22 protein-coding genes and 1 pseudogene are annotated in these 21,993 nt (G+C 62.8%); 9 read left to right on the forward strand and 14 right to left on the reverse strand.

Going from position 1 to position 21,993, the window contains the following annotated elements; all coding sequences use genetic code 11:
• Positions 1–2: 2 nt before the first annotated feature.
• Genes OOT43_RS17725 through OOT43_RS17755 form a run of 7 tightly spaced genes read right to left on the reverse strand, consistent with a single transcriptional unit; the run spans position 3 to position 6,065 of the window.
• Complete coding sequence (locus OOT43_RS17725; RefSeq protein ID WP_266021999.1) at positions 3–323, reverse strand: non-heme iron oxygenase ferredoxin subunit; 321 nt, start codon at positions 321–323, stop codon at positions 3–5.
• Positions 324–336: 13 nt separating this feature from the next.
• A complete protein-coding gene (sufU, locus tag OOT43_RS17730; protein WP_266022000.1) occupies positions 337–792 on the reverse strand; it encodes a Fe-S cluster assembly sulfur transfer protein SufU in 456 nt (151 codons plus the stop codon).
• A complete protein-coding gene (locus OOT43_RS17735; RefSeq protein ID WP_266022001.1) occupies positions 792–2,042 on the reverse strand; it encodes a cysteine desulfurase in 1,251 nt (416 codons plus the stop codon). Before OOT43_RS17735 ends, sufU begins: the two co-directional genes overlap by 1 nt.
• A gap of 14 nt (positions 2,043–2,056) precedes the next feature.
• Positions 2,057–3,346: a Fe-S cluster assembly protein SufD gene (sufD, locus tag OOT43_RS17740; RefSeq protein WP_266022002.1), complete on the reverse strand. Its 1,290-nt coding sequence runs from the start codon at positions 3,344–3,346 to the stop codon at positions 2,057–2,059.
• Position 3,347: 1 nt separating this feature from the next.
• Positions 3,348–4,103, reverse strand: coding sequence for a Fe-S cluster assembly ATPase SufC (gene sufC, locus OOT43_RS17745; RefSeq protein ID WP_317134078.1), 756 nt, complete (start codon positions 4,101–4,103; stop codon positions 3,348–3,350).
• A gap of 38 nt (positions 4,104–4,141) precedes the next feature.
• Entirely contained in the window at positions 4,142–5,587 is a 1,446-nt protein-coding gene (gene sufB / locus OOT43_RS17750) for a Fe-S cluster assembly protein SufB (RefSeq protein ID WP_266022004.1), read from the reverse strand.
• A 16-nt stretch (positions 5,588–5,603) separates the two neighbouring features.
• The gene (locus OOT43_RS17755; protein ID WP_266022005.1) at positions 5,604–6,065 is read right to left on the reverse strand and encodes an SUF system Fe-S cluster assembly regulator; all 462 of its coding nucleotides are present in this window, start codon (positions 6,063–6,065) and stop codon (positions 5,604–5,606) included.
• A 198-nt stretch (positions 6,066–6,263) separates the two neighbouring features.
• Between OOT43_RS17755 and OOT43_RS17760 the strand changes: the two genes are divergently transcribed.
• The 4 genes from OOT43_RS17760 to OOT43_RS17775 all read left to right on the forward strand — a co-directional run bounded on the left by OOT43_RS17760 (position 6,264) and on the right by OOT43_RS17775 (position 10,500).
• A complete protein-coding gene (locus OOT43_RS17760; protein WP_266022006.1) occupies positions 6,264–7,367 on the forward strand; it encodes a hypothetical protein in 1,104 nt (367 codons plus the stop codon).
• 251 nt (positions 7,368–7,618) lie between these two features.
• Complete coding sequence (lspA, locus tag OOT43_RS17765; protein WP_266022008.1) at positions 7,619–8,182, forward strand: signal peptidase II; 564 nt, start codon at positions 7,619–7,621, stop codon at positions 8,180–8,182.
• Positions 8,179–8,823 carry an FMN-binding negative transcriptional regulator gene (locus OOT43_RS17770; protein ID WP_266022009.1) on the forward strand — a complete coding sequence of 215 codons (645 nt, stop codon included), beginning with the start codon at positions 8,179–8,181 and terminating at the stop codon, positions 8,821–8,823. The genes lspA and OOT43_RS17770 overlap by 4 nt, the downstream gene beginning before the upstream one ends.
• Before the next feature lie 27 nt (positions 8,824–8,850).
• Positions 8,851–10,500, forward strand: coding sequence for an alpha-keto acid decarboxylase family protein (locus tag OOT43_RS17775; RefSeq protein WP_266022010.1), 1,650 nt, complete (start codon positions 8,851–8,853; stop codon positions 10,498–10,500).
• On the opposite strand, the gene OOT43_RS17780 is transcribed toward OOT43_RS17775, so the two are convergent.
• Both OOT43_RS17780 and leuA read right to left on the reverse strand, forming a co-directional pair.
• Entirely contained in the window at positions 10,484–11,086 is a 603-nt protein-coding gene (locus OOT43_RS17780) for a GNAT family N-acetyltransferase (RefSeq protein WP_266022011.1), read from the reverse strand. The two genes, OOT43_RS17775 and OOT43_RS17780, sit on opposite strands and share 17 nt — an antisense overlap.
• Complete coding sequence (gene leuA, locus OOT43_RS17785; protein WP_266022012.1) at positions 11,071–12,777, reverse strand: 2-isopropylmalate synthase; 1,707 nt, start codon at positions 12,775–12,777, stop codon at positions 11,071–11,073. The genes OOT43_RS17780 and leuA overlap by 16 nt, the downstream gene beginning before the upstream one ends.
• Before the next feature lie 175 nt (positions 12,778–12,952).
• Between leuA and OOT43_RS17790 the strand changes: the two genes are divergently transcribed.
• On the forward strand, positions 12,953–13,423 hold the full coding sequence (locus OOT43_RS17790) for an Lrp/AsnC family transcriptional regulator (protein WP_266022013.1): 471 nt from the start codon (positions 12,953–12,955) through the stop codon (positions 13,421–13,423).
• A 23-nt stretch (positions 13,424–13,446) separates the two neighbouring features.
• On the opposite strand, the gene OOT43_RS17795 is transcribed toward OOT43_RS17790, so the two are convergent.
• The 3 genes from OOT43_RS17795 to OOT43_RS17805 form a co-directional block, all read right to left on the reverse strand.
• Complete coding sequence (locus OOT43_RS17795; protein ID WP_266022014.1) at positions 13,447–15,357, reverse strand: hypothetical protein; 1,911 nt, start codon at positions 15,355–15,357, stop codon at positions 13,447–13,449.
• Between the two features lie 39 nt (positions 15,358–15,396).
• Entirely contained in the window at positions 15,397–16,173 is a 777-nt protein-coding gene (locus OOT43_RS17800) for a methyltransferase domain-containing protein (protein ID WP_266022016.1), read from the reverse strand.
• A gap of 102 nt (positions 16,174–16,275) precedes the next feature.
• Complete coding sequence (locus tag OOT43_RS17805) at positions 16,276–17,166, reverse strand: LysR family transcriptional regulator (RefSeq protein ID WP_266022017.1); 891 nt, start codon at positions 17,164–17,166, stop codon at positions 16,276–16,278.
• Positions 17,167–17,256: 90 nt separating this feature from the next.
• Here OOT43_RS17805 and OOT43_RS17810 point away from each other — a divergent pair, with 90 nt between their 5' ends.
• Complete coding sequence (locus OOT43_RS17810; protein ID WP_266022018.1) at positions 17,257–18,045, forward strand: ceramidase domain-containing protein; 789 nt, start codon at positions 17,257–17,259, stop codon at positions 18,043–18,045.
• Positions 18,042–18,692 carry a glutathione S-transferase family protein gene (locus OOT43_RS17815; protein ID WP_266022019.1) on the forward strand — a complete coding sequence of 217 codons (651 nt, stop codon included), beginning with the start codon at positions 18,042–18,044 and terminating at the stop codon, positions 18,690–18,692. Before OOT43_RS17810 ends, OOT43_RS17815 begins: the two co-directional genes overlap by 4 nt.
• A 44-nt stretch (positions 18,693–18,736) precedes the next feature.
• On the opposite strand, the pseudogene OOT43_RS17820 reads toward OOT43_RS17815, so the two are convergent.
• A pseudogene (locus tag OOT43_RS17820) lies at positions 18,737–19,489 on the reverse strand (alpha/beta fold hydrolase); the annotation flags it as partial.
• Positions 19,483–19,845, reverse strand: a complete 363-nt coding sequence (locus OOT43_RS17825; RefSeq protein WP_266022020.1) for a hypothetical protein — start codon at positions 19,843–19,845, stop codon at positions 19,483–19,485. The gene OOT43_RS17825 and the pseudogene OOT43_RS17820, both read right to left, overlap by 7 nt.
• A 270-nt stretch (positions 19,846–20,115) precedes the next feature.
• Between OOT43_RS17825 and OOT43_RS17830 the strand changes: the two genes are divergently transcribed.
• Together OOT43_RS17830 and OOT43_RS17835 are read left to right on the forward strand one after the other, a co-directional pair.
• Positions 20,116–21,204, forward strand: a complete 1,089-nt coding sequence (locus OOT43_RS17830) for a sensor histidine kinase (protein ID WP_266022021.1) — start codon at positions 20,116–20,118, stop codon at positions 21,202–21,204.
• 229 nt (positions 21,205–21,433) lie between these two features.
• Complete coding sequence (locus OOT43_RS17835; RefSeq protein ID WP_266022022.1) at positions 21,434–21,985, forward strand: DUF6326 family protein; 552 nt, start codon at positions 21,434–21,436, stop codon at positions 21,983–21,985.
• The last annotated feature ends 8 nt before the right edge of the window (positions 21,986–21,993 follow it).

Genomic DNA, 21,993 nt, shown 5'->3' on the forward strand with positions numbered 1-21,993 from the left:
CGCTAGTCCCAGCGGGCGTCGCGCACCCGGACCATCCCGCCTTCCACGCGGACGGCAAAGCAGGTGAGGTCTTCGTAGGCCGGCGGCGCCAGGACCTTGCCGGTCTTGAGGCAGAAGCGGGCGCCGTGGCGGGGGCAGGTGATTTCGCCGCCGGCCAGCCGGCCGCTGGCAATCTCGGCGCCGTCGTGGGTGCAGGCGTCCTCGATGGCGTAGAACTCGCCGCCCAGCTTGAATACGGCGACGGGGATGCCGTCGAGATCGGCAACGACATGCCCGCCTTCTGGAAAGCTGTCCGCCGGCGCTACGTCGATCCAGTCGCTCATCGGGCTCGAGACCTCATTCCGTGGTGACGGTCGCTTCTTTGTTCTCGATGGCGGCTTCCAGCGAGTGCCAGGCCAGGGTGGCGCATTTGACCCGCGCCGGATAGGCACGCACGCCGGCCAGGACGGCCAGCTTGCCCAGTTCTTCCAGGTTGACGGCATCGTCCTTGCCGGTAGCGATGCGGTGGAAGGTCTCGAACAATGCGTGGGCCTCGCTTTCGTGCATGTCCCGGACGATCTCGGTCATCAGCGAAGCCGAGGCGGTGGAAATCGCGCAGCCCGAGCCCTGGAAGCTGACATCCCGGATGACGCCGTCGCCGTCGATCTTGACATACAGGGTGATGCGGTCGCCGCACAGCGGGTTGAAGCCCTCGATGGTGCGATTGGCGTCTTCCATCACCCGGAAGTTGCGCGGATTCCGGTTGTGGTCGAAGACCACCTCCTGGTAGAGATCCCGAATCTGGTCCAGCATCAGCCGAATACCTCGATGACCTTGTGGATGCCTGCGATCAACGCGTCTACCTCTTCGAAAGTGTTGTAAAGCCCGAACGACGCCCGCGCCGTCGCGGGAACGCCGAAAAAGTCCATCACCGGCATGGCGCAGTGGTGCCCGGCGCGGATGGCGATGCCGAGGTGGTCGAGAATCGTGCCGATGTCGTGCGGATGGATGCGGTGCAGGGTGAACGACAGGATGGCGCCCTTGTCGGCGGCCTGGCCGAGCAGCTCTAAGCCCGGGATTCGCAGCGCCTGTTCAGTGGCGTAGGCCAGCAGCCGGTGTTCGTGCCCGGCGATGGTTTCGATGCCGATCCCGTTGACATAGTCGATCGCCGCGCCCAGGGCGATGGCGTCGACGATGCTCGGCGTGCCGGCTTCAAACTTGTAGGGCAGGGTGTTGTATTCGGTCTTTTCGAAGGTCACCCGGCGGATCATGTCGCCGCCGCCCTGGTAGGGCGGCATCTTGTTCAGCAACTCTTCCTTGCCGTAAAGGATGCCGATGCCGGCGGGGCCGTACAGCTTGTGGCCGGAAAAGGCGTAGAAATCGCAGTCCAGCGCCTGCACGTCCACCGCCATGTGCGGAATCGCCTGGGCGCCGTCGACCAGGACCGGCACGCCGCGGCGATGGGCCTGCTCGATCAGCTTTTCGACCGGGTTGATCGTGCCGAGCGCGTTCGACATGTGCGTCACCGCCAGCAGCCGGGTGCGGTTCGACAGCAGGGCCTCGAACTGGTCCAGCACCAGCGCGCCGGTGCGGTCGATCGGGACGACCTTCAGCACGGCGCCGGTCTGTTCGCACAGCATCTGCCAGGGCACGATGTTGGAATGGTGCTCCATGGCCGTGATGAGGATCTCGTCCCCCGCCTTGAAGCGCGGCCGTCCGTAGGACTGGGCGACCAGGTTGATCGCCTCGGTGGTGCCGCGGGTGAAGACGATCTCGTGCGAGTGGCGGGCGTTGAGGTGGCGTTGCACCTTTTCGCGTGCCCCCTCGAACAGCTCCGTGGCGCGCTGGCTCAGGGTGTGCACGCCGCGGTGGACGTTGGCGTAGTCCTCCGTGTACACCTTGGCGATGCAGTCCAGCACCGCCTTGGGTTTCTGGGCGGTGGCGGCATTGTCCAGGTAGACCAGCGGCTGGCCGTGAACCTGCTGTCCGAGAATCGGGAAGTCCTTCCTGATCCGGGCGGCGTCGAAAATCGGGACGGCGGCGGGGGCGGGGGCGGTGCTCATGGCGACTTCTTGGCTCACTTTGCGTTCGGGAAACGGGCCAGCAGCATGCCACGCAGCAGCTCGCGGAACGGGTCGGGGCGCATCCGTTCGACGATTTCCGCCGCGAAGGCAAAGGTCAGCATCTCGCGGGCCGTGGCTGCGTCGATGCCGCGCGATTCCAGGTAGAACACTGAATCCGGATCGAGCTGGCCGATCGTGACGCCGTGGGCGCATTTCACGTCGTCGGCATGGATCTCGAGCTGCGGCTTGATGTCGATCTCGGCGTCTTCGGACAGCAGCAGGTTGCGGTTGTTCATTTCCGCGTCGGTCTTCTGAGCGTCCGCGTGCACCACGATCCGGCCCTGGAACACGCCGCGCGAGCGGTCCTTGAGGATGCCCCGGTAGGTCACGCGGCTGGCGCCGTGCGGCTCGTCGTGGTCCACCCGGACGTGGTTGTCGACGTGCTGGCGATTCTCGCTCAGGAACAACCCGTTCATCTCGGTCTGGGCCGCGTGGGCGAGGCGGGCATGCGTTTCGTTGCGGACCAGCAGCCCTCCCAGCGACAAAGTGTGATGGCCGAAGCGGCCGTCGCGGGCGACGCGGGCGTAGCTGCCGCCGAAGTGGTAGGCCCTGCCGCCGTCGAGCTGGAGCTTGTAATGGTTCAGGCCACCGTTGTCCCCGATTTCGATCTGGTTGACCACGGCGCCCAAATAGCCGGTCTCCGCGGTGCCGACGTGGGTTTCGACGACGCGCGCCTCGGCGTTCCTGCCGATTCGGATCAGGTTGCGCAGCGTGGCCCGGCCCTCGCTGCGGGTCGAGACGAAGAACAGCTGGACCGGCTTTTCCAGCACGACGCCCTCGTCCACGCGCAGCACGGCGCCGTCGGTGAAGAAGGCGGTGTTGAAATCGACGAAGCCGTGCCGCTCGGCTTCCGGTTCGAGCGCGGATTCCAGCCAGGTCGCATCGGTTTGCAGTATCGAGCCGAGGTTGTCCAGCGTCACGCCGGCAGGCAGGCCGTTCCGCTCGGACAACTCGGGCGCGAACAGGCCGTCGACGAATACCAGCGACCAGGCATCCGCGATCCGGTAGCCCTCAATCAGCGAGTTGGCGGTCGCGATATCGGCGGGACCGGTCGCCGCGGTGAACAGCTTGCGCTCGATCGGCGTGACATGGGTGTAGCGCCATTCTTCGTCCCGCGGGGAGGGAAAGCCGGACGTCTCGAAGCGCGCCAGCGCCTGCCGGCGGAGCCGGCTCAGCCAGGCAGGTTCGTGGGTGGCCGGTTCGCGGTACGAATCAACGTAAAGGCTGTGAGATAGCGCACTCATCTCAGGCCCCCGCGGCGGCCGCTTCGATCCAGCCGTAGCCCTTCTGTTCGAGTTCGTGCGCAAGACCTGCGTCGCCGGATTTTACGATACGGCCGTGCGCCAGGACGTGGACGCGGTCGGGCTTGATGTAATCCAGCAGGCGCTGGTAATGGGTGACCAGGATGAAGGCGCGGTCCGGCGAACGCAGCGAATTGACGCCGTCGGCCACCACCTTGAGCGCGTCGATGTCCAGGCCCGAATCGGTCTCGTCGAGGATGCACAATGTGGGTTCGAGGATCGCCATCTGCAGGATCTCGTTGCGCTTCTTCTCGCCGCCCGAGAAGCCTTCGTTGACGCCCCGGTACAGGAACTGCTCGTCCAGGTCGACGATCTTGGTTTTTTCCTTGACCAGCTTCAGGAAGTCCAGCGCGTCGACCTCGTTCAGGCCGCGATGGCGCCGCATGGCGTTGTAGGCCGCTTTCAGCAGATAGATGTTGCTGACGCCGGGAATCTCCACCGGGTACTGGAAGGCCAGGAACACGCCCTCGCGGGCGCGCTGTTCCGGCGGCAGGCCCAGCAGGTCTTGGCCGCGGTAGGTCGCCGTGCCTTCGGTCACTTCGTAGCCGGAGCGCCCGGCCAGGACGTTGGACAGCGTGCTTTTGCCCGAGCCGTTCGGGCCCATGATGGCGTGGACCTCGCCGGGCCTGATGGTGAGGTCGATGCCCTTGAGGATGGCTTTGCCTTCGACGCGGGCGTGCAGGTTTTCGATGCGGAGCAGGGTGTTCATGTACAGGCTCATGGGGTTCTTAATCTGATTCAACCGACGCTGCCTTCCAGGCTGATGCCCAGCAGCGCCTGGGCTTCCACCGCGAATTCCATGGGCAGTTCCTTGAAGACCTGCTTGCAGAAGCCGTTCACGATCATGGAGACCGCATCCTCCGCCGACAGGCCGCGCTGCTGGCAGAAGAACAGCTGGTCTTCGCTGATCTTCGAGGTCGTCGCCTCGTGCTCGACCTGGGCGGAGGGCTGCTTCACCTCGATGTAGGGGAAGGTGTGCGCCCCGCAACGGTCGCCGATCAGCAGCGAATCGCACTGGGTGTAGTTGCGGGCGTTGTCGGCGCTCTTGAGGACCTTCACCAGTCCGCGGTAGCTGTTCTGGGCACGGCCGGCGGAAATGCCCTTGGATATGATCGTGCTACGGGTATTCTTGCCGATGTGGATCATCTTGGTGCCGGTATCGGCCTGCTGGCGGTGGTTGGTGACCGCCACCGAGTAGAACTCGCCGACCGAGTCGTCGCCGCGCAGAATGCAGCTGGGGTATTTCCAGGTGATGGCCGAGCCGGTTTCCACCTGGGTCCAGGAAATCTTCGAACGCGCGCCCCGGCAGTCCCCTCGCTTGGTGACGAAGTTGTAGATGCCGCCGCGGCCTTCCTCGTCGCCGGGATACCAGTTCTGCACGGTCGAGTACTTGATCTGGGCGCCTTCCAGCGCGACGAGTTCGACCACCGCCGCGTGCAGCTGGTTCTCGTCGCGCATCGGTGCGGTGCAGCCCTCCAGGTAGCTGACGTGGCTGCCCTCGTCGGCGACGATCAGGGTCCGCTCGAATTGGCCGGTCTTGGCCGCATTGATGCGGAAATAGGTCGACAGCTCCATCGGGCAGCGCACGCCCTTTGGGATGTAGACGAAGGAGCCGTCCGAGAACACCGCCGAGTTGAGCGCCGCGAAGAAATTGTCTCCCGCCGGCACCACGCTGCCCAGATATTGCCGGACCAGTTCCGGATGTTTCTCGATCGCCTCCGACATGGAGCAGAAGATCACGCCGGCTTCGGCCAGCTTGTCCTTGAAGGTGGTCGCCACCGACACGGAATCGAACACCGCGTCCACCGCCACGCCGGCCAGCTTTTCCTGCTCGTACAGCGGGATGCCCAGCTTGTTGTAGGTTTCCAGCAGCTTGGGATCGACCTCGTCCAGGGATTTCGGGTGGTCCATGGTTTTCGGCGCGGAATAGTAGCTGATGGCCTGATAGTCCACTGGCTCGTACTCGACGAAGGCCCAGCGCGGTTCCTGCATCGTCAGCCAGTGGCGGTAGGCGCTCAAGCGCCATTCCAGCATGAATTCCGGCTCGTTTTTCTTCTGCGAAATGGCGCGGATGACGTCCTCGTTCAGGCCGGGCGGAAGCGTGTCGGTTTCCAACTCGGTGACGAAGCCGGGCTTGTATTCCTGTTTGATCAGGCGGTCCAGGGTTTCTGCCGTGGCGGACATGGCGTTGCTCTGAGGTTTATCGGGGTTGGGGCTGCAGCCGTGCCAGCGAAATCGGCACTTCGTCCGTCGAGGCGGATACCGGGCGGATCATGTCCGCCAGGCTGACCGACTCCAGCGCGGTCTGCACCGCCCGGTTGATCACGTTCCAGTGGCTGCGGACATCGCAGGACGAAGACTGCTGGCAAAGCGCCTGTTCGGCGCTGCATTCGGTGAGCGCGATCGGCCCTTCGAGGGCGCCGATGATCCTGGCGACGCTGGTGTGTTCCGGCTTCCGTGCCAGGGCGTAGCCGCCGCGGGCGCCGCGGGTCGAGGTCACGATTCCGGCTCGTGCCAGCGCCTTCAGGATCTTGCTCGCGGTCGGCATCGCGATCGAGGTCTGATCCGCCAACTCGGCCGCGGCGAAGGTCTGTTCGTCGGCGCGGGCCATCTGGCCCAGGATGATGATCGCGTAGTCGGTCAGTTTGCTTATTCGCAGCATCGCGGCACCTGCTCAAATTCCGGACCATTTTAGTCCTGATTAATTTCCAAGTAAACAACTCGGGTTAACCGGCACAAAATCCCGAATTGCTCCGATTTCCCGCGACATTTTTCAGAGCGCCGCTCTCGTCACCGTCCTGCAAACAAACCCTTCTAGCATCCCCGGCTCGGCAAATTTTTCGACAAACTGGAGGGCATCATGAAACACCTGGGAGATTTTCGATCGGTTCAGCGGGCGGTGCGCAGACTGGGTGCGGGGGCATTGTCCCTGCCGCTGCTGGCGGCTGCCGCCATGGCTTCGCCGAACGTTTCCGCCGACGGTCTGGGCCGTGGCTATCCCTACGCCATCGGGCTCTGGGGCGATCTGCCGTATTCCACGGCCCAGGCGGCCGGTGTCGACAATCTGATCGAGGACATGAACGCTCAGTTCCTCGCCTTTACCGTCCACGACGGCGATCTGAAATCGGGCGGCAGCGAGTGCACCGACGCGGTATACACCGCGGCCCTCGGCTATTTCAATGCGCTGAAGGCGCCCGCCATGTTCACGCCCGGCGACAATGATTGGACCGATTGCGACCGCAAACCCAATTACAACTCCCTGGCCCAGCTCGACAAGGAGCGACAGCTGTTCTTCGGCACGCCGTTCTCCCTCGGGCAGCGCCGCATGCGTCAGGAAGTCCAGACCAGTCCGCTTTGCCTCGGGGCGGACGGTTCCTACGTCGCTTGCGTCGAGAACCGCCGTTGGAGCGTCGGCCGGGTGATCTACGCCACCATGAACGTGCAGGGCTCGTGCAACAACCTCTGCGACGTCAAGCCCGATCCGGTGGAATATGCCGCACGCAACGCGGCCAACATCGCCTGGATGAAGGAAACCTTCGAACTGGCCAAGACCCGCAAGGCCGCAGCCGTCATGTTCATTTCGCAGGCCAATCCCGGCTGGGACCTGAACGATCCGGAGCGGGCGCCGCTGCGCGATCCGAAGACGCTCGCGGAAACCGATGGCTACCCCGACGGCTTCCAGGAGTTCCTCAGCGCGTTGCGTGATGAGGTCATCGCATTCCGCCGGCCGGTCGCCTACGTGCACGGCGATTCGCATTATTTCCGCGTCGACAGGCCGTTCCTGGACGTCCAGGGACGCCGGCTCGAAAACTTCACCCGCGTCGAAACCTTCGGCGACAATCAGGGCAACGGCACCAACGACGTGCAATGGCTGAAGGTGCTGGTCGATCCGGGCAGCCGCGAAGTGTTTTACTACCAGCCGCAGATCGTGCCGGTCAACCGCGTGGCGGTCCCGGCACCGTAAGCGGGGCGAAACTTGCGGGGGCGGGCCGCGTCCACGTACGGTCCGCTTCTCTCCTTAGGACGTCTCCATGATTCACCGCGCTGCCTGGACGCCCCGCGACCCGGCGGCGTTCCGGTCGCTCCCCACTCCGATCCCAAGCGGTTTCCGGGGCATCGAAAAATAGCGCCTTCCCCCGTCGGCTTGCTGTACCCAAAGGCCGCCGTGGTTTATGTTAACCGGAGGCGCGATGGCTCCGGGAAAAGGATGGCAGGATGCGGTCGTCGCTCTTTGCCGGTGGAGTGGATCTGAATGAGGAAAATATTGCGATGACGACGGTCAAACGACTAGCCCTGGTGTTCACGATCTTGGCGTCCAGCGTGGGCTGCGACCAGGTGACCAAGGAAGCTGCCAGGGCTTGCCTCGAACCGGGTTCCGGCGTCTCCTTCTTTGGCGATTTGTTCCGGCTGCAGTATGCGGAGAATACGGGCGCGTTTTTGAGCCTGGGTTCGATGTTGCCGGAAGACCTCCGGTTCTGGGTATTCACCTTGGCAAATGGTCTGGGCTTGGTCTGTTTGTTGATTTTCGTCCTGCTGCGTCGGAACCTGCTTCCTGCGAATGTCGCCGGCCTGTCTTTGCTGATCGCCGGCGGCGTGGGCAATCTCATCGACCGTGTATCCAACCAGGGCGCGGTGATCGACTTCCTGAATATCGGCCTCGGGAACTTCCGTACCGGTATTTTCAATGTGGCCGATGTCGCAATAATGGCCGGCGCTGCCCTGTTGCTGCTCGCGGCTTATGCCCAGGACAACGCGTCAGATCGGGAACGGCTCGAATGACGGCACCCTTCTATACCCCCGATCCTTTCGCGGAAAGGGATTTCGGACGGCTGACCGCCTTTCTGCGGAATCATCCTTTCGCCATGCTCGTATCGATAGACGGCGATTCCCCGATGGTCAGCCATCTTCCGCTCCTGTTCGATCCGGCGGGGGGATCCCAGGGTAGATTGTCCGGCCACTTGGCGCGAGCCAACCCCCATTGGCGGCTGCTGGACCGGGGAATGCCCGCGCTCGCGGTATTCCGCGGGCCGCATGCATACGTGTCTCCGTCGTGGTATGCCTCGTCTGCGGTGCCGACCTGGGGCTACGCGGTCGTCCATGTGAAGGGAATGCCCAGGATCGTCGATGACAAGGCTGAATGCACGGCAATGCTCAGGCGGATGACGGCTGCCTACGAGTCGCGTCTGCCCGATCCGTGGGAATTCGAGACCGGGGATGGCCGGCTGCTGGACAGGATCGTGGCTTTCGAGATCGAGGTGACCGAACTCCAGGGCAAATTCAAGCTGAGTCAGAACCGGTCGGCCGAGGACCGCCGCCGGGTCATCGAGAAGCTCGCCGGTTCGCCGTTGGCGTCCGAAGGGGAACTCGCACGGCTCATGGAGGACTGGCAGAGTCCTCCGGAGCATCCGTTCGGTTCGTAGCATTTACGTTCACCTGCGGGAGGGGCGATGGACACAGAGGATCCCGGCACTATCGGACAACATCTGCTCACCTGCCTTTACCAGGCGGGTGTCGAGCACATCTTTGGCGTTCCCGGCGATTACGTGCTTGGCTTCTACGATTTGATGGCCAAAGGTCCCGTCCGGCATATCGGGACCACGCGGGAGGACACCGCCGCCTTCGCCGCCGACGGCTATGCCCGCTGCCGGGGTATGGGCGCGCTGGCGGTGACTTACGGGGTCGGTGCGCTCAACACCGTCAACGCCGTCGCCGGCGCCTATGCGGAATCCTCGCCGGTGGTGGTCATCAGCGGTGCGCCGGGGGTGCGCGAGCAAAGGGAAGACCCGTTGATCCACCACCGCTTCGGGCCGTTCCGGTTTCAGCGCGAGATATTCGAACGGATCACCTGCGCCGCCGTGGTGCTGGACGATCCGGTGATCGCGTTCCGGCAGGTGGAGCGTGCGCTCGCGGCCGCCCGCCAGCATTGCAAGCCGGTGTACATCGAGATTCCCGCCGACCGGGTGATGGCGCCGGGATATCCGATTCCGCAGGAAATCCCGGAAGCGCCTTTCAGCGACGATTCGGCCCTGGCGGAAGCGGTCGCCGAGGCCGCGGAGCTCCTGGGCCGTGCGGTGTCGCCGGTGGTCCTTGCAGGCGTCGAGTTGCACCGGCGAGGGCTCCAGGACGCCCTCGTCGGGCTCGTCGAGCAGGCGCGCCTGCCGGTGGCGGCGACCTTAACCGGCAAGTCGGTGTTCGCCGAGCGCCATCCCGCCTATCTGGGGGTGTACGAGGGCGCGATGAGCACGGAAAACGCGCGCTACATGGTCGAGCAGTCCGACCTCCTGCTGATGCTCGGGGTCACGCTGAACGACGTGGACACGGGCATCTACACGGCGCGTCTCGATCCGCAGCGCATCGTCCGCGCCGCCCAGAACGAGGTCGTGATTCGCCATCACCGCTATCCCCGCGTCCTGCTCGCGGACTTCGTCACGGCCCTGGCGCGGTCCGCCAAGGCTCGGGGCGAGGCGTTTCCGGTGCCGGCATGGCCGGAACCGTGGGACTTTCCCGCGCCGGACCGGCCGATGACGATCGCCCGGCTGGTGGAGCGGCTCGACCGCGCGCTGACCTCCGACATGATCGTAGTGTGCGACGTCGGCGACTGCCTGTTCGCCGCCACCGCCCTGCGCGTGCACCGGTGCAGCGAATTTCTGGCGTCCGCCTTCTATACCTCAATGGGTTTCGCGGTGCCCGCCGCCCTTGGGGCGCAGATTGCGCGTCCCGACCACCGGACGCTGATCCTGGTCGGCGACGGGGCCTTTCAGATGACCGGTACGGAGCTGTCGACCCATGCCCGTCTCGGCCTGGCACCCATCGTGGTGGTGTTCAACAATCGCGGTTACAGCACCGAACGCTTCATCCTCGACGGGGCCTTCAACGACATCGCCGACTGGCGCTTCCACCGGCTGGGCGAGGTGTTCGGCCCCCTACAGGGCTACGACGCGCCCGACGAAGCGGCGTTTGAAAGTGCGCTCAGCGAAGCGCTGGCCAACCGAAGCATGCCGAGCCTCATCAACGTCCGTCTTCCCCCCGGCGATGCTTCGATAGCCATGAAGCGTCTCGCCGGGCATCTGCAGTCCCGGGTCAAGGGCGAGGGCTGAAAGGGCTTTCCGACTGCCGGATCGACCAGGCCTCGCAGCCCAGCCGGTAAAGGCAGTGCTCGTGCAGCGGATTGCCGGCCGCGATCGCAGGGTGCTGGAAGGTCTGTGGATCGCGCTGCATGCCGAGCCGGTGCATCACGGCCTGCGAACGCGAGTTTCCGAGCGTAGTGAACGATACGATCTCCGCCAGGTTCAGCTCGGCGAAGCCGACGTGCAGTGCCGCTTCCGCGGCCTCGGTCGCATAGCCCCGGCCCCAGTGATCGAAGGCGAGCCGCCAGCCGATTTCGACGCAGGGCGAGAACGGCAGCTCGGCGGATGGCACGTGCAGGCCGACGAAGCCGATGAATTCCCCGTTCGCTTTGAGTTCGGCGGCCCAGAACCCCCAGCCGCGCCGTGCTATCAGCTCCCCGATCCGTGCGGCCAAGGCGTCGCTCTCGGCCCGGGCTAAGAGCTGGGGAAAATACTCCATCACCCTGGGATCGGCATTGAGCCGGGCGAAGGGTTCCAGGTCGGATTTACGCCATTGGCGCAGGCGCAGCCGTTCGGTTTCGGGTTCGATCGGCGCCGGCGCTATCGGGGTTTGCATGCTCGTGCTTCGGCTTTGGTGAAGGCGGAGCATCCTAACCGATTCACGCCGCTCACCAGTGCCTTGACCGAGGCAGTCACTAGATTGCCGTCGATGCCGACGCCATAGCATTCGCGGCCGCCGCGGCGGGGAGACAGCTCGACGAAGGCGCAGGCGCGGGCGTTTCCGCCGTCGCCGCTGACGCCTATGGAGCGCTCTTCGTAGCTGCGGACACGGAGATCGATGCCGGCGCTGCGTAGGGCATGCACGACGGCGTCGATCGGGCCGTTGCCTTCTCCGGTGAGCAAATGCGGCATGCCCTCCATCTCGACGATCAGACGTACGCCTTGGGCTGCGCCATGTTCGAAGAGGTGGTGCTCCACGTATTTCACCGGCGTTTCCCCATTCAGGTAGGTCTGCGAGAACAGGCGCCAGAGGTCGGCGGCGCTGAGCTCGCCGCCGTGGGCGTCGGAATGACGCTGTACCATGCCGGCGAATTCGACCTGCAAACGACGAGGTAGCGCCACCCCGTATTCGGTTTCCAGCAGGTAGGCGATGCCGCCTTTGCCGGACTGGCTGTTCACCCGGATCACCGAGTCGTAGCTGCGGCCGAGATCGGCAGGATCGATCGGCAGATAGGGCACGCCCCATAAGGCGCCGGCTTGCTGGGCGGCAAAGCCTTTTTTGATCGCATCTTGGTGCGACCCCGAAAAGGCCGTGAAGACCAGATCGCCGGCATAGGGATGGCGAGGATGGATGGGCAGCTGGGTGCAGTGCTCCACGGTCCGGGCGGCGGCATTGATGTCGGAGAAATCGAGGCCGGGCAATACGCCTTGGGTATAGAGGTTCAGCGCCAGGGTCACGATGTCCACATTGCCGGTGCGTTCTCCGTTGCCGAATAAACAGCCCTCGATCCGGTCTGCCCCGGCCATCAGGCCGAGTTCCGCCGCCGCGACCGCCGTGCCGCGGTCGTTGTGCGGGTGCAGGCTGAGGATGACGCCGTTGCGGCGGGCGAGACGCTCGTGCATCCATTCGACCTGGTCGGCATAGACATTGGGACTCGCCATCTCCACCGTGGCCGGCAGGTTGAGGATGACCTTGCGCTCCGGTGTCGCTCCCCAGGTCTCGGTCACGGCGTCGCAGACTTCCAGAGCGAAATCCAGCTCGGTTCCGGAGAAGGTTTCCGGGCTGTATTCGAGCACCCACTCGGTGTCCGGCTGCTCGGCGGCCAATTGCTGGATGAGGCGCACGGCGGAAACCGCCATGTCCAGGACTTCCGCACGGCTCATTCCGAACACGATGTCTCGGAAGGGCCGGGAGGTCGCGTTATAGACGTGGACGATGGCGCGGCGGGCGCCGCGCAGCGATTCCATGGTTCGCCGGATCAGATGCTCCCGGGACTGGGTGAGCACTTCGACGGTGACGTCGGCCGGAACATGCCCGTTCTCGATGAGCCGCCGGACGAAATCGAAATCGGTCTGCGAGGCCGAGGGGAAGGCGATTTCGATTTCCTTGAAACCGATGTCGCAGAGCATCCGGAACAGGCGCAGTTTGCGCTCAGCATCCATGGGCTCGAACAAGGCCTGATTGCCGTCCCGCAGATCGGTGCTCATCCAGATGGGCGGGCGGGCGATGGTCCGGCCTGGCCACTGGCGGTCGGGGAGGTCGATCCGGGGAAACGGGCTGTACTTGGTTTCGGGTTGCTTCAACACGATGCAGGCTCCTGGACGTGCGCGATGAACATTTCGGCTGGGTGAAATGCTACGCAAGATCGAGGAGCATGTGCTTGCGTTTACTGGCCATGATTTGCTTATATAAGCAATAAAATAGCGATGATATATAAGATATGGAAATGATGTTTCTTATTGATAAGTTCGAGACAAAGTTATGGAACTCGATCGCTTCGACCTGAAAATCCTGCAGGCGCTGCAGGACGATGGGCGCATCAGCAACCAGGATCTGGCCGAGCGCATTGGCTTATCGCCTTCGCCCTGCCTGCGCCGAGTCCGCGCGCTGGAGGAGGCGGGCGTGATCGCCGGCTATCGCGCGCTGCTCGAGCCGAGGGCGCTCGGTTTGTCGTTGACGGCTCTGATTTACATCTCGATGGACCAGCATACGCCCGAGCGCTTCAGCCATTTCGAGGCCGAGATCGGGCGGATGCCTGAAATTCTCGAATGCCTGCTGATCACCGGCCAGGATGCCGACTACCAGTTGAAGGCCGTGGTGCGGGATATGGAGGCTTACCAGGAACTGCTGTTGTGCCGAATCACCCGGATACATGGCGTGACCGGCGTGCATTCGAGCTTCGTGCTGCGCCGGGTGCTGGATAAGACGGCCTTGCCCCTGGGCGCCTTCTGAGACGCAATCCCTTACATGCCGGGCTAAGGCGCGGCGCGCGCGGCGGCCTGCGCGCGGGCGGAGACCGCGTAGATACCGATGTCGCCCGAGGCGAAGACCTTGGGATAGCGCTCTTCGAAGTGGCGCCCGTCGATCTTGAACTTGTCCCGCTCGTAGCTGCTGAAATAGACGTAGTCGACCTTGTATTTGGCGCTGAGTTCGGGAAAGGCGCCGGGATCGCTGTACATCCTTTCCAGCTCGGACCAGCGCGTGTCATAGCCGATGCCGTGGAAGAACAGGTAGATGGGCGTGCCGACCAGGATGTTCCGTCCGGCCAGGGCGGCCACGGCGTTGTTGTGGTTGTCCGAGGTGATGAACAGCGCGTCCTTCGGGGCATGGACCCGGATGAATTCGGCAGCCAAGACCTGGTGGCGGTCGAAGAGCTGGTAGTCGGAGACGACCTCCCTGCCGATCGAGAGGATCGCGGAGGAGCTTGCGACGAATAGGATCAGCGCCGAGGCGATCCAGCGGCCGCGCAGTCCTTCGAGGCGCCCGTGCAGATCGTGCAGGAAACCGCCGACCAGGATGCAGCTCAGAAGGTACCAGACGTAGAACAGCTTGTTGTTGTCGTATTCGTTGGGCTGGAATAGCACCAGATCGGCCAGCACGAAGATGCCGATGGCGCCGGAATATAGGGACAGCACGCGCCGGCTCGCCGCCCATAGCGCCGCGGGCAGCAACACGAACACCAGCCCTACGTTCTTCACCCAGAACCAGGGCCAGATGTCGTCGTGGTTGGCCCAGTCGAAATGGAATTTCAGGAAACCGCCTTCATCGGCCTGCTGGAAGGTCCAGGCGAAAAGCTGCGGCGCCGCCAGGCCGACCGCGATCGCCCCGTAGAGTATCCAATTCTGAAGATAAGGCTTGACGGTCCGCCGGCTCTGCTGCGCCAGGTATACCCACAGCCAGATGGCGGAGATGATGCCCAGCCCGAGGAAGGAATGGGTATGGATCATCGGCAACAGGCCCGCGCCGATTCCCGCGGCGACGAAATACTTGCGCCGGCGGCGGGTGAGGCCGACATATAGCAGCCACAGGCACAGCATGAGGAAGCACCAGCCGGCCAGGGTAGTGCGCTGGGGCACGAGCATGTCGCAGATGACGTTCGACCAGCGGATGTTTTCCTCCACCAGGTTGGTGGGCGTCTGGTAGAAACCGGTGAAGATGCGGAAGAAGTTTTCCGGATTCTTGCTGGCGCCTTCCAGGAAATAGGCAAAGCCGAAGCCGCCGTTGAGAAAGAACAGCACCTGCGCCCACAGCACGGCCGATCGGTTTTGCAGGATTTCCCTTGCCAGGCTGGTGAAGCCGGCGACCACGCAGAAGGCCATGACGAAGCTGGGCAGGAGAACGGCCCAGCGCAGCGGCGTGCCGAGCAGGTAGAGGCTGGCGGAGAGCGAATTCACCAGGAACGGATAGTTCAGCCGGTGGCCGGGGAAGATCGAATAGTCGGGCGGGAATTCGCCCTGTTCCGCGATGCTGGTGACGATCCCCAGGTGCAAGGCCAGGTCGCCGTAGGTCGACTGGCCCACGCTGAGCCCGCCGTCCGCATTGGGGTAGATCACGTGGGTGTAGAGCAGCAGGCAGATCAGCAGGGTGAACAGCGCCACCATGCCTATTTCCGCCCGGCTCGGCCTGTCCGCGGGGGGCATTTGAACCGGCGCGGAGGCGAAGCGCAGCGTCAGCAGGGTGAAGACGCCCATCATGCCGGCCGCGATCCACTGGCAGCGCGGCGTGAAGCCGGTCAGCAGGGCGGTGGAGGCCGGCAGCCAGATGAGTCCCAACAGGCCGCCGGCCAGCCCTGCCCAGGCGCGCAGCCAGGGGCTGTGTTCGGCGAACAGCCGGTGGGACATCGCCAGTCCGCAGCCGAGAAAGAAGACGAATAGTGCAATGCCCATGGGCGAATATCGTGGCCGGTGAGTAGTTAAAAGGACGGTTTATCGGTACGCCTCCACCTGCAGTCGCACCATGGCGACGTGCACCCGTCCCGAGGCATCCGGCGGGTACGCCGCCAGATAGCGTTCGGCCGCGGCATCGATGAAGCGGTCCCGGCGATCCGCCGGAACCCGCGAAGTATACGGATGCCAGGCGGTCCGCAGCCAGCCGGCGAAGGCCTCGCGGCCGGTGTGGACCATGTCCCTGGGGATCGATTCGACCCTGACCGGATGCAGGCCCGCTTCGCCGAGCCAGCGGCGATAGCTCTCCGCATCATGGAAACCGTAGCTGGATTCGAAGTCCGTGAAATGCCTGCGCCATTCGTCTTCTTCCGCAAGGCCTTCGAAGGCGGCGATCACCCCGGCCCCGCTGCCGTGGCCGCCCATCTCCATCAGGCAGCGCCCGCCCGGCTTCAGGGCGCGGGCGATGCCGGCCAAAGCCGGCCGGTGGTCCTTGATCCAGTGCAGGGCGGCGTTGGAGAAGACGGCAGTGAATTCGGCATCGAACGGCAGGGCCTGGGCGTCAATCTGCCTGAATGCAAGATTGGGGCGGTGATGGTGCGCCTGGGCGTGGCCGATCATGTCGGGTGACAAATCCACGCCGACGACCCGGCCTTTCGGCACCCGGTCGGCGATGGCGGCGGTGATGCGCCCGTCGCCGCAGCCGATGTCGAGCACCGCGTCGTCCGGCCGCAGCTTCAATCCGGCCAACAGATCCCGCGCCCAGGCTTCCTGGCCGGCGGAGTTGCGGGCGTAGTCTTCGGGGTTCCAGCGATACATGGCTTGCTCCAGAGGTTGAACATTCGGAGGCAGGATGCCGCAGGCGGGAGGGCGGGAAAATCGATCGTTTGCGAGGCCGCCATCGCCGTTGGCGATGGCAGGTCAGGAAGGCAGGCCGGTGAGATGGTCCAGCAGCAGCCGGGAAGCGGCGGACAGGCTTTCCGTGGAGCGCAGGCAGATGTGCAGGCGGCGCTTGCTCCATGCGTCTTCCAGCGCGACCGGCACCAGCCCGAGCGATGCCGTGTAGGCCGCGGCGGCGGCCCGCGGTACCACGCCGACGCCTAAGCCCGCTGCCACCATGGCGCAGACGGCATCGAAGCTGGTGACCTGGATCTTGAGCTTGAGCGGCCGTCCGGTCTCGGCGGCGGCGCGGAGCATCAAGTAGTGCAGGGCGCCGTCCGTGTGCAGTCCGACGAAGTCCGAATCCAATGCCTCGCCGAAGCCGGCGCTGCCCCGTGCCGCCAGCGGATGGTCCGGTCGGACCAGCAGCACCAGTTCGTCCTCACGGAAGGGTATCGCCGCGAGCTTGCTGCCGGCGGGCAGCTCGCTCAGTATTCCCAATTCGGCTCGGTTTTCGGCGACGGCCTCAGCGATTTCGGTGCTCACCCGCTCTTCCAGCTCCACCTCGATTTCGGGATGGGCGGCGAGAAACGAGGCGAGCGCCGAAGGCAGGAATTCCACGATGGCCGAGATGTTGGCGAACACCCGCACCCGTCCGCGCAGCCCATTCGAATAGCCGCGCAGCTCGTGCTCCAGTTGGCCGGCCTGATGCAGCACGGCCCTTGCGCGGCCGAGCAGGGCGAGACCGGCGGCCGTCGGCGCGATGCCCTTGCTGCTGCGCAGCAGGAGCGCCGTGCCGTAGGCGGCCTCGAGGTCGGACAGCCGCTTGCTGACGGCGGAGGCCACGATATGGCAGCGCTCGGCCGCTTTGGCGATGCTGCCGGCCTCTGTCGCGGCGACGAACAGCTCCAGGTCTTTCAGATCGAAACGCATGGCGGGATGATGTCGGGTACGAAGGGCAGGGCTTTTGGGATTCGAGCATACCGGTTCCGTTGCCGGGAGCGAAGACGAGGGGAGGGTACCTTGCGACAAAAAGAGAGACTGCTGCTGGTCCTGGCGGCTTTGGCCGTGACCGTTGCCTTGTTCGTGCCCGCCATTCCGCAGGACCCTGCCTATCACCGGTTCGCGGACGGGACCGCCCGCTTCGGCATTCCCAATTTCTGGAACGTCGTCAGCAATCTGCCGTTCCTCGCGGTCGGCTTGGCCGGGGTGCTGGACGTGTACCGGGGAAGGCCGGCCATCCTGGGGGAATTCCACATCGCCTACCTGATCTTTTTTGCCGCGGTCGCACTGGTGGCACCGGGTTCGGCGTACTACCACCTGAATCCGAACAACGCGACCCTGGTCTGGGACCGGCTGCCCATGACCGTCGCCTTCATGGCCTTGTTTTCCATCGTCCTCGCCGAATACGTGTCGGTTGCTCTGGGGCGGCGCCTGTTGTGGCCGCTGCTGGTGATCGGCGTCGTGTCGGTGTTCTACTGGGATTTCACCGAAGCGCAAGGCCGCGGCGATCTCCGCCTCTACGGTCTGGTCCAGTTTCTGCCGATGCTGCTGATTCCGCCGATCCTCCTCCTGTTCCGGTCGAGGTTCGGCGGCACGGCCTACCTGTGGGCGGTGCTCGGCGCCTATGCCGTCGCCAAGGCCGCGGAACTCCTGGACGAGCCTATATTCCGGATATTCCATCCCTTGAGCGGACACGCCCTCAAGCATCTGCTGGCGGCCTTGGGGGTGTATATTTTCCTGGCCGCCATCCGGCGGCGAAGCACGGTTTCACCGTCCCCCGTCTGCCGTCACGAAAAGGAAACCTCATGAGCCTGACACTGGTCATCGGCAACAAGAACTATTCGTCCTGGTCCCTGCGTCCCTGGCTGTACCTGAAGCACCACGGCCTGGCCTTCGAGGAGGTCCGGATTCCGCTGTACCGGGAAGACTCGAAGGCGAAGATTCTGGCTCATTCCCCGGCGGGGAAGGTGCCGGTGCTGATCGACGGCGATCTCGCGGTGTGGGATTCCCTGGCGATCCTGGAATACTTGGCGGAGCGTTTTCCCGAAACCGCCGGCTGGCCGCAAGCGCCGGCGGACAGGGCGCGTGCCCGTTCGCTCGCGGCGGAAATGCACTCGGGCTTTCTGGCGCTGCGGACGCACTGTGGCATGAATTGCCGCCGGCCTTCCGCCGTCAAGGCGGTGCCGGAGGCCGTGCAGCAGGATGTTGCCCGCGTCGGGCAAATCTGGCGGGATTGCCGGGAGCGGTTCGCCGGCGAGGGTCCGTGGCTGTTCGGCCGCTTCAGCATCGCCGACGCGATGTACGCGCCCGTCGCGCTGCGGTTTGCGACTTACCGGCTCGAGGCCGGTCCGGTAGCGGCCGAGTACGTGAGCACAGTGCTCGGCCATCCGGCGATGTGGGAATGGATGGAAGCCGGTCGGGCCGAGATTGAGGTGATCCCGGCGTTCGAGGACTGACGGGACGCCCGCATCGCCTCGCGTATGGCTGAGATTACCGCCTCGGGCTTTTCCAAGGGAATGACATGCCCGCTATCGACCCATATTTGCTTGGAGCCGGGATAAAGCCGGGCGATGTCTTTGCGTTTTGCGTTGGCATCGTCCGCCAACGGCGATTTTTCTTTCATCGGCTCGGATGCGCTTAGAACGAACACCGGTTTATTCGACAAGGGCGGGAAGCCAAGCACTTGCCCGCCGGTTTGAGGCAGCAGGTCGAGTTCCTCCCTGGCCGTACCCGTCACCAAAATGCCGAGTAAACCCCGAATCAAGAATGGCAGCTTATCCAGAGAGCCTTCGCCCTCGAACTGTTTTGGATGAGTGGAGTCGACGAGAATAAGCGCGCTCACCTCGTCCGGGTAGCGTCGGGCAAAAAGCTGCATATACAAACCGCCGAGCGAGTGGCCCACCAGAACGTAGGGCGGGTTCATACCTTTGCTTCGGAGCAGCACGCGCAGCTCATCCACGATGTGCAACCCGTCTCGGGGTGTCGATACGGGATCGCTATCCCCGTAACCAGGACGGTTGTATGCGAATGTCGTGGTATCTGTTGAGATATCGGCAATTACCTTTTCCCACAACTCCATTCTTCCGCCCAGTCCGTTTTCGAAAACAACGGGGACGGTGTCGCGCCGAGTCAATGCGAACTCGGTGCGGCGATCATTGATTTTCTCTGTAGTCGAATGGGGCAGCGATGCGCAACCGGTCAGCAAGGCTGCCAGCAGGACGGTAACGCCTTTTGATGGCGGTATCTTCAACACTGGCCGGCAGCTCTTAATAGGTCGTTGCAAGCGGGAGCGGGCTTGCTTTTCGACGCATTTCCTTCCATTTGCGCGCAAACCGCATCGGAAGTGCCTGACATTCCAAAAGTCACGACCTTGGTAAGGCAACCCGAATCCACGATGTAACACTTGTAAAATGCGCCATCCTTGGTGCGGGCATCGTACGTCGTTTTCGATGTGGCTGCCCCGCCTTCATTGACCACATTCGATACGCTGAATTGTCCGATTTCCCGGCCAATAGCGAACGAAGTCTTTTTGTCGATATCTTCTGGCTTGAGTTTAACGCCGGTGCAACCACAAGCCAATACCACGGGTATCAACAATAGCTTTTTCATGAGTATCCTTAAACGAATGACGAAAACAAAGACTAAAATCCATCGGTAAGATCGAGTTGGCCCAGTCTTGGGTCAGGCTATGCGCTACATGCCGCCTATACCATCAGCAAAGACAGGCCCGTGAATTGTAATGGCAAGTGATGGTGCCGCTTGGCCAACTTCTGCCAACCGGCCGATGGCGGCGGCAGACGGCAAAAAATTCTGCGAATGGCGATTTTTTCTGGATGAACGGCGCTTTGCCAGTGCCTCCGGCAGGGAGATAATGTGCCCATGAACAAGACCGCCGACATTGCCGCCACCGCCAATGAGTCCTGCAGCGTCATGCAGGCCACGCTGCGCCTCAACCTGCTGTATTGGCTCTGCATGTTTGCGGCCGACAGCCTATTGGGTTATTTCATCAATATCGATCCGATTGAATCCGCCCCGCTGAAACTCGTGTTATTCGGCTTCAGCGCGTTGATGACCTATGCGATGGCGAGATTATTGTTTCGCCTGCGTCACAGGCTGTCATTTCTGCAAAAGGCCTTTCTCTGTTTCCTGATGGCGGCAGTCGCCGCGCCGGTCTACACCGCGATAGATTTTCTCAACTACACCCTCTGTCAATATCCAAAACCTGTCACCCTCGATCCGGTGTATTCCGGTTATACCCTGATTGAAGGCGCCTCCATGCTGTTCGGATGGAGTTGTCTATTCGTCGCGGTGCTCGATAACTTTGAAGTCCTTGAGCGCGAACGCCTGCTGGCTGTCGCGCGCAAAGAAGCGCTCGCCGCTCAAATGCAGGCGCTCCGCTACCAGATCAACCCGCATTTTCTGTTCAACACGCTCAACTCCATCGCCGGACTGATCGAAGAAGGCGCCGCCACCCGCGCCGAACGCATGGTGCTTTCGCTCTCAACCTTCATGCGTACCACGCTTGCGCTCGATCCCATGCATGACGTGTCGCTCGCCGACGAAATTGCTCTTCAGGAAGAATATCTGGAGATCGAACGCGAGCGATTCGCCGACCGTATGTCGTTCAAAATCTCTGTACCGGACGACGTGAAGTCCGCCCTTGTGCCCAGCCTCATTCTTCAGCCTCTGATTGAAAACTCGATCAAGCACGGTGTCGGTGCGACGGTTGGCCCCGTGGAAGTCACGCTCAGTGCCTATCGCGAAGATAACCGGCTTCACGTTATTGTCGAAAACGATATGCCGCGCGACGATGCATCCGCCGATTCCCGTCCAGGCATGGGCGTGGGTCTGTGCAACGTGGATGAGCGTCTGCGCGTGCGCTTTCAGGATGCCGCCGGTTTTCTCGCAGGCCGAATATCCACCAGCCGTTACAGGGCCGCCATTATTCTGCCTTGGAGAAGCGCATGAGCAGGGTTTCCTTTTCGTATCGACGACGAACTGCTGGCCAGACGCAGCCTCATACGGATTTTGCGTCATCTGGACTGGATCGGCCGAATCGAGGAAGCCGCCGATGTCATGGAGGCACGCGATAAGGAATGCATACCCCCAGGTTGGTGAAACAATGCGTTCGTTGTAACGAGCGGGGGCTGACTTGACCTTGAATTCGTTTGCGGGGTGCCGATCTGGGGAAGCCAGGATGCAAAACACTCAAGAAAAATTATCGGCTCGCTGGTTATTAGTGATACTAAACATGATGTTCGCGGACATCGTGGGATTCCTGGTTCCGGGGGTGCTTGAAGCCATGTTATGGTTCACAAAACTGAAAAGGACGATACACATGCTGGAAGATATAAAAATCAACACAAAAGTGCAACTCACGGCTCTATGGACTGCGTTCATGTTTCTCTACATTTATGTTGATTATTTCCATTTGTATATGCCGGGTTCCATAAGAAATATCCTGGCAGGAAAAATGTTTGTATTTGACATTACACAAGGCGTTCTATTGACAGGACTGGCCTCGGTGACGATTCCAGCTCTAATGATTTTCCTCTCCGTTGTCTTGACAGCTAAAGTCAATCGCTGGACAAACATAATCGTGGCCACAGTTTATATTCCATATACGTTGTTCAATCTGGCAGGTGAGGCTTGGATGCATATGGTGTTTGGCGCTGTTGTAGAAGTCATTCTGCTCTCCCTGATTATCAGTTATGCGTGGAAATGGCCTCGCCAAGGTAGTGAACCATAGCAACCGCT

Source organism: Methylococcus mesophilus (assembly GCF_026247885.1).
GTDB lineage: Bacteria > Pseudomonadota > Gammaproteobacteria > Methylococcales > Methylococcaceae > Methylococcus > Methylococcus mesophilus.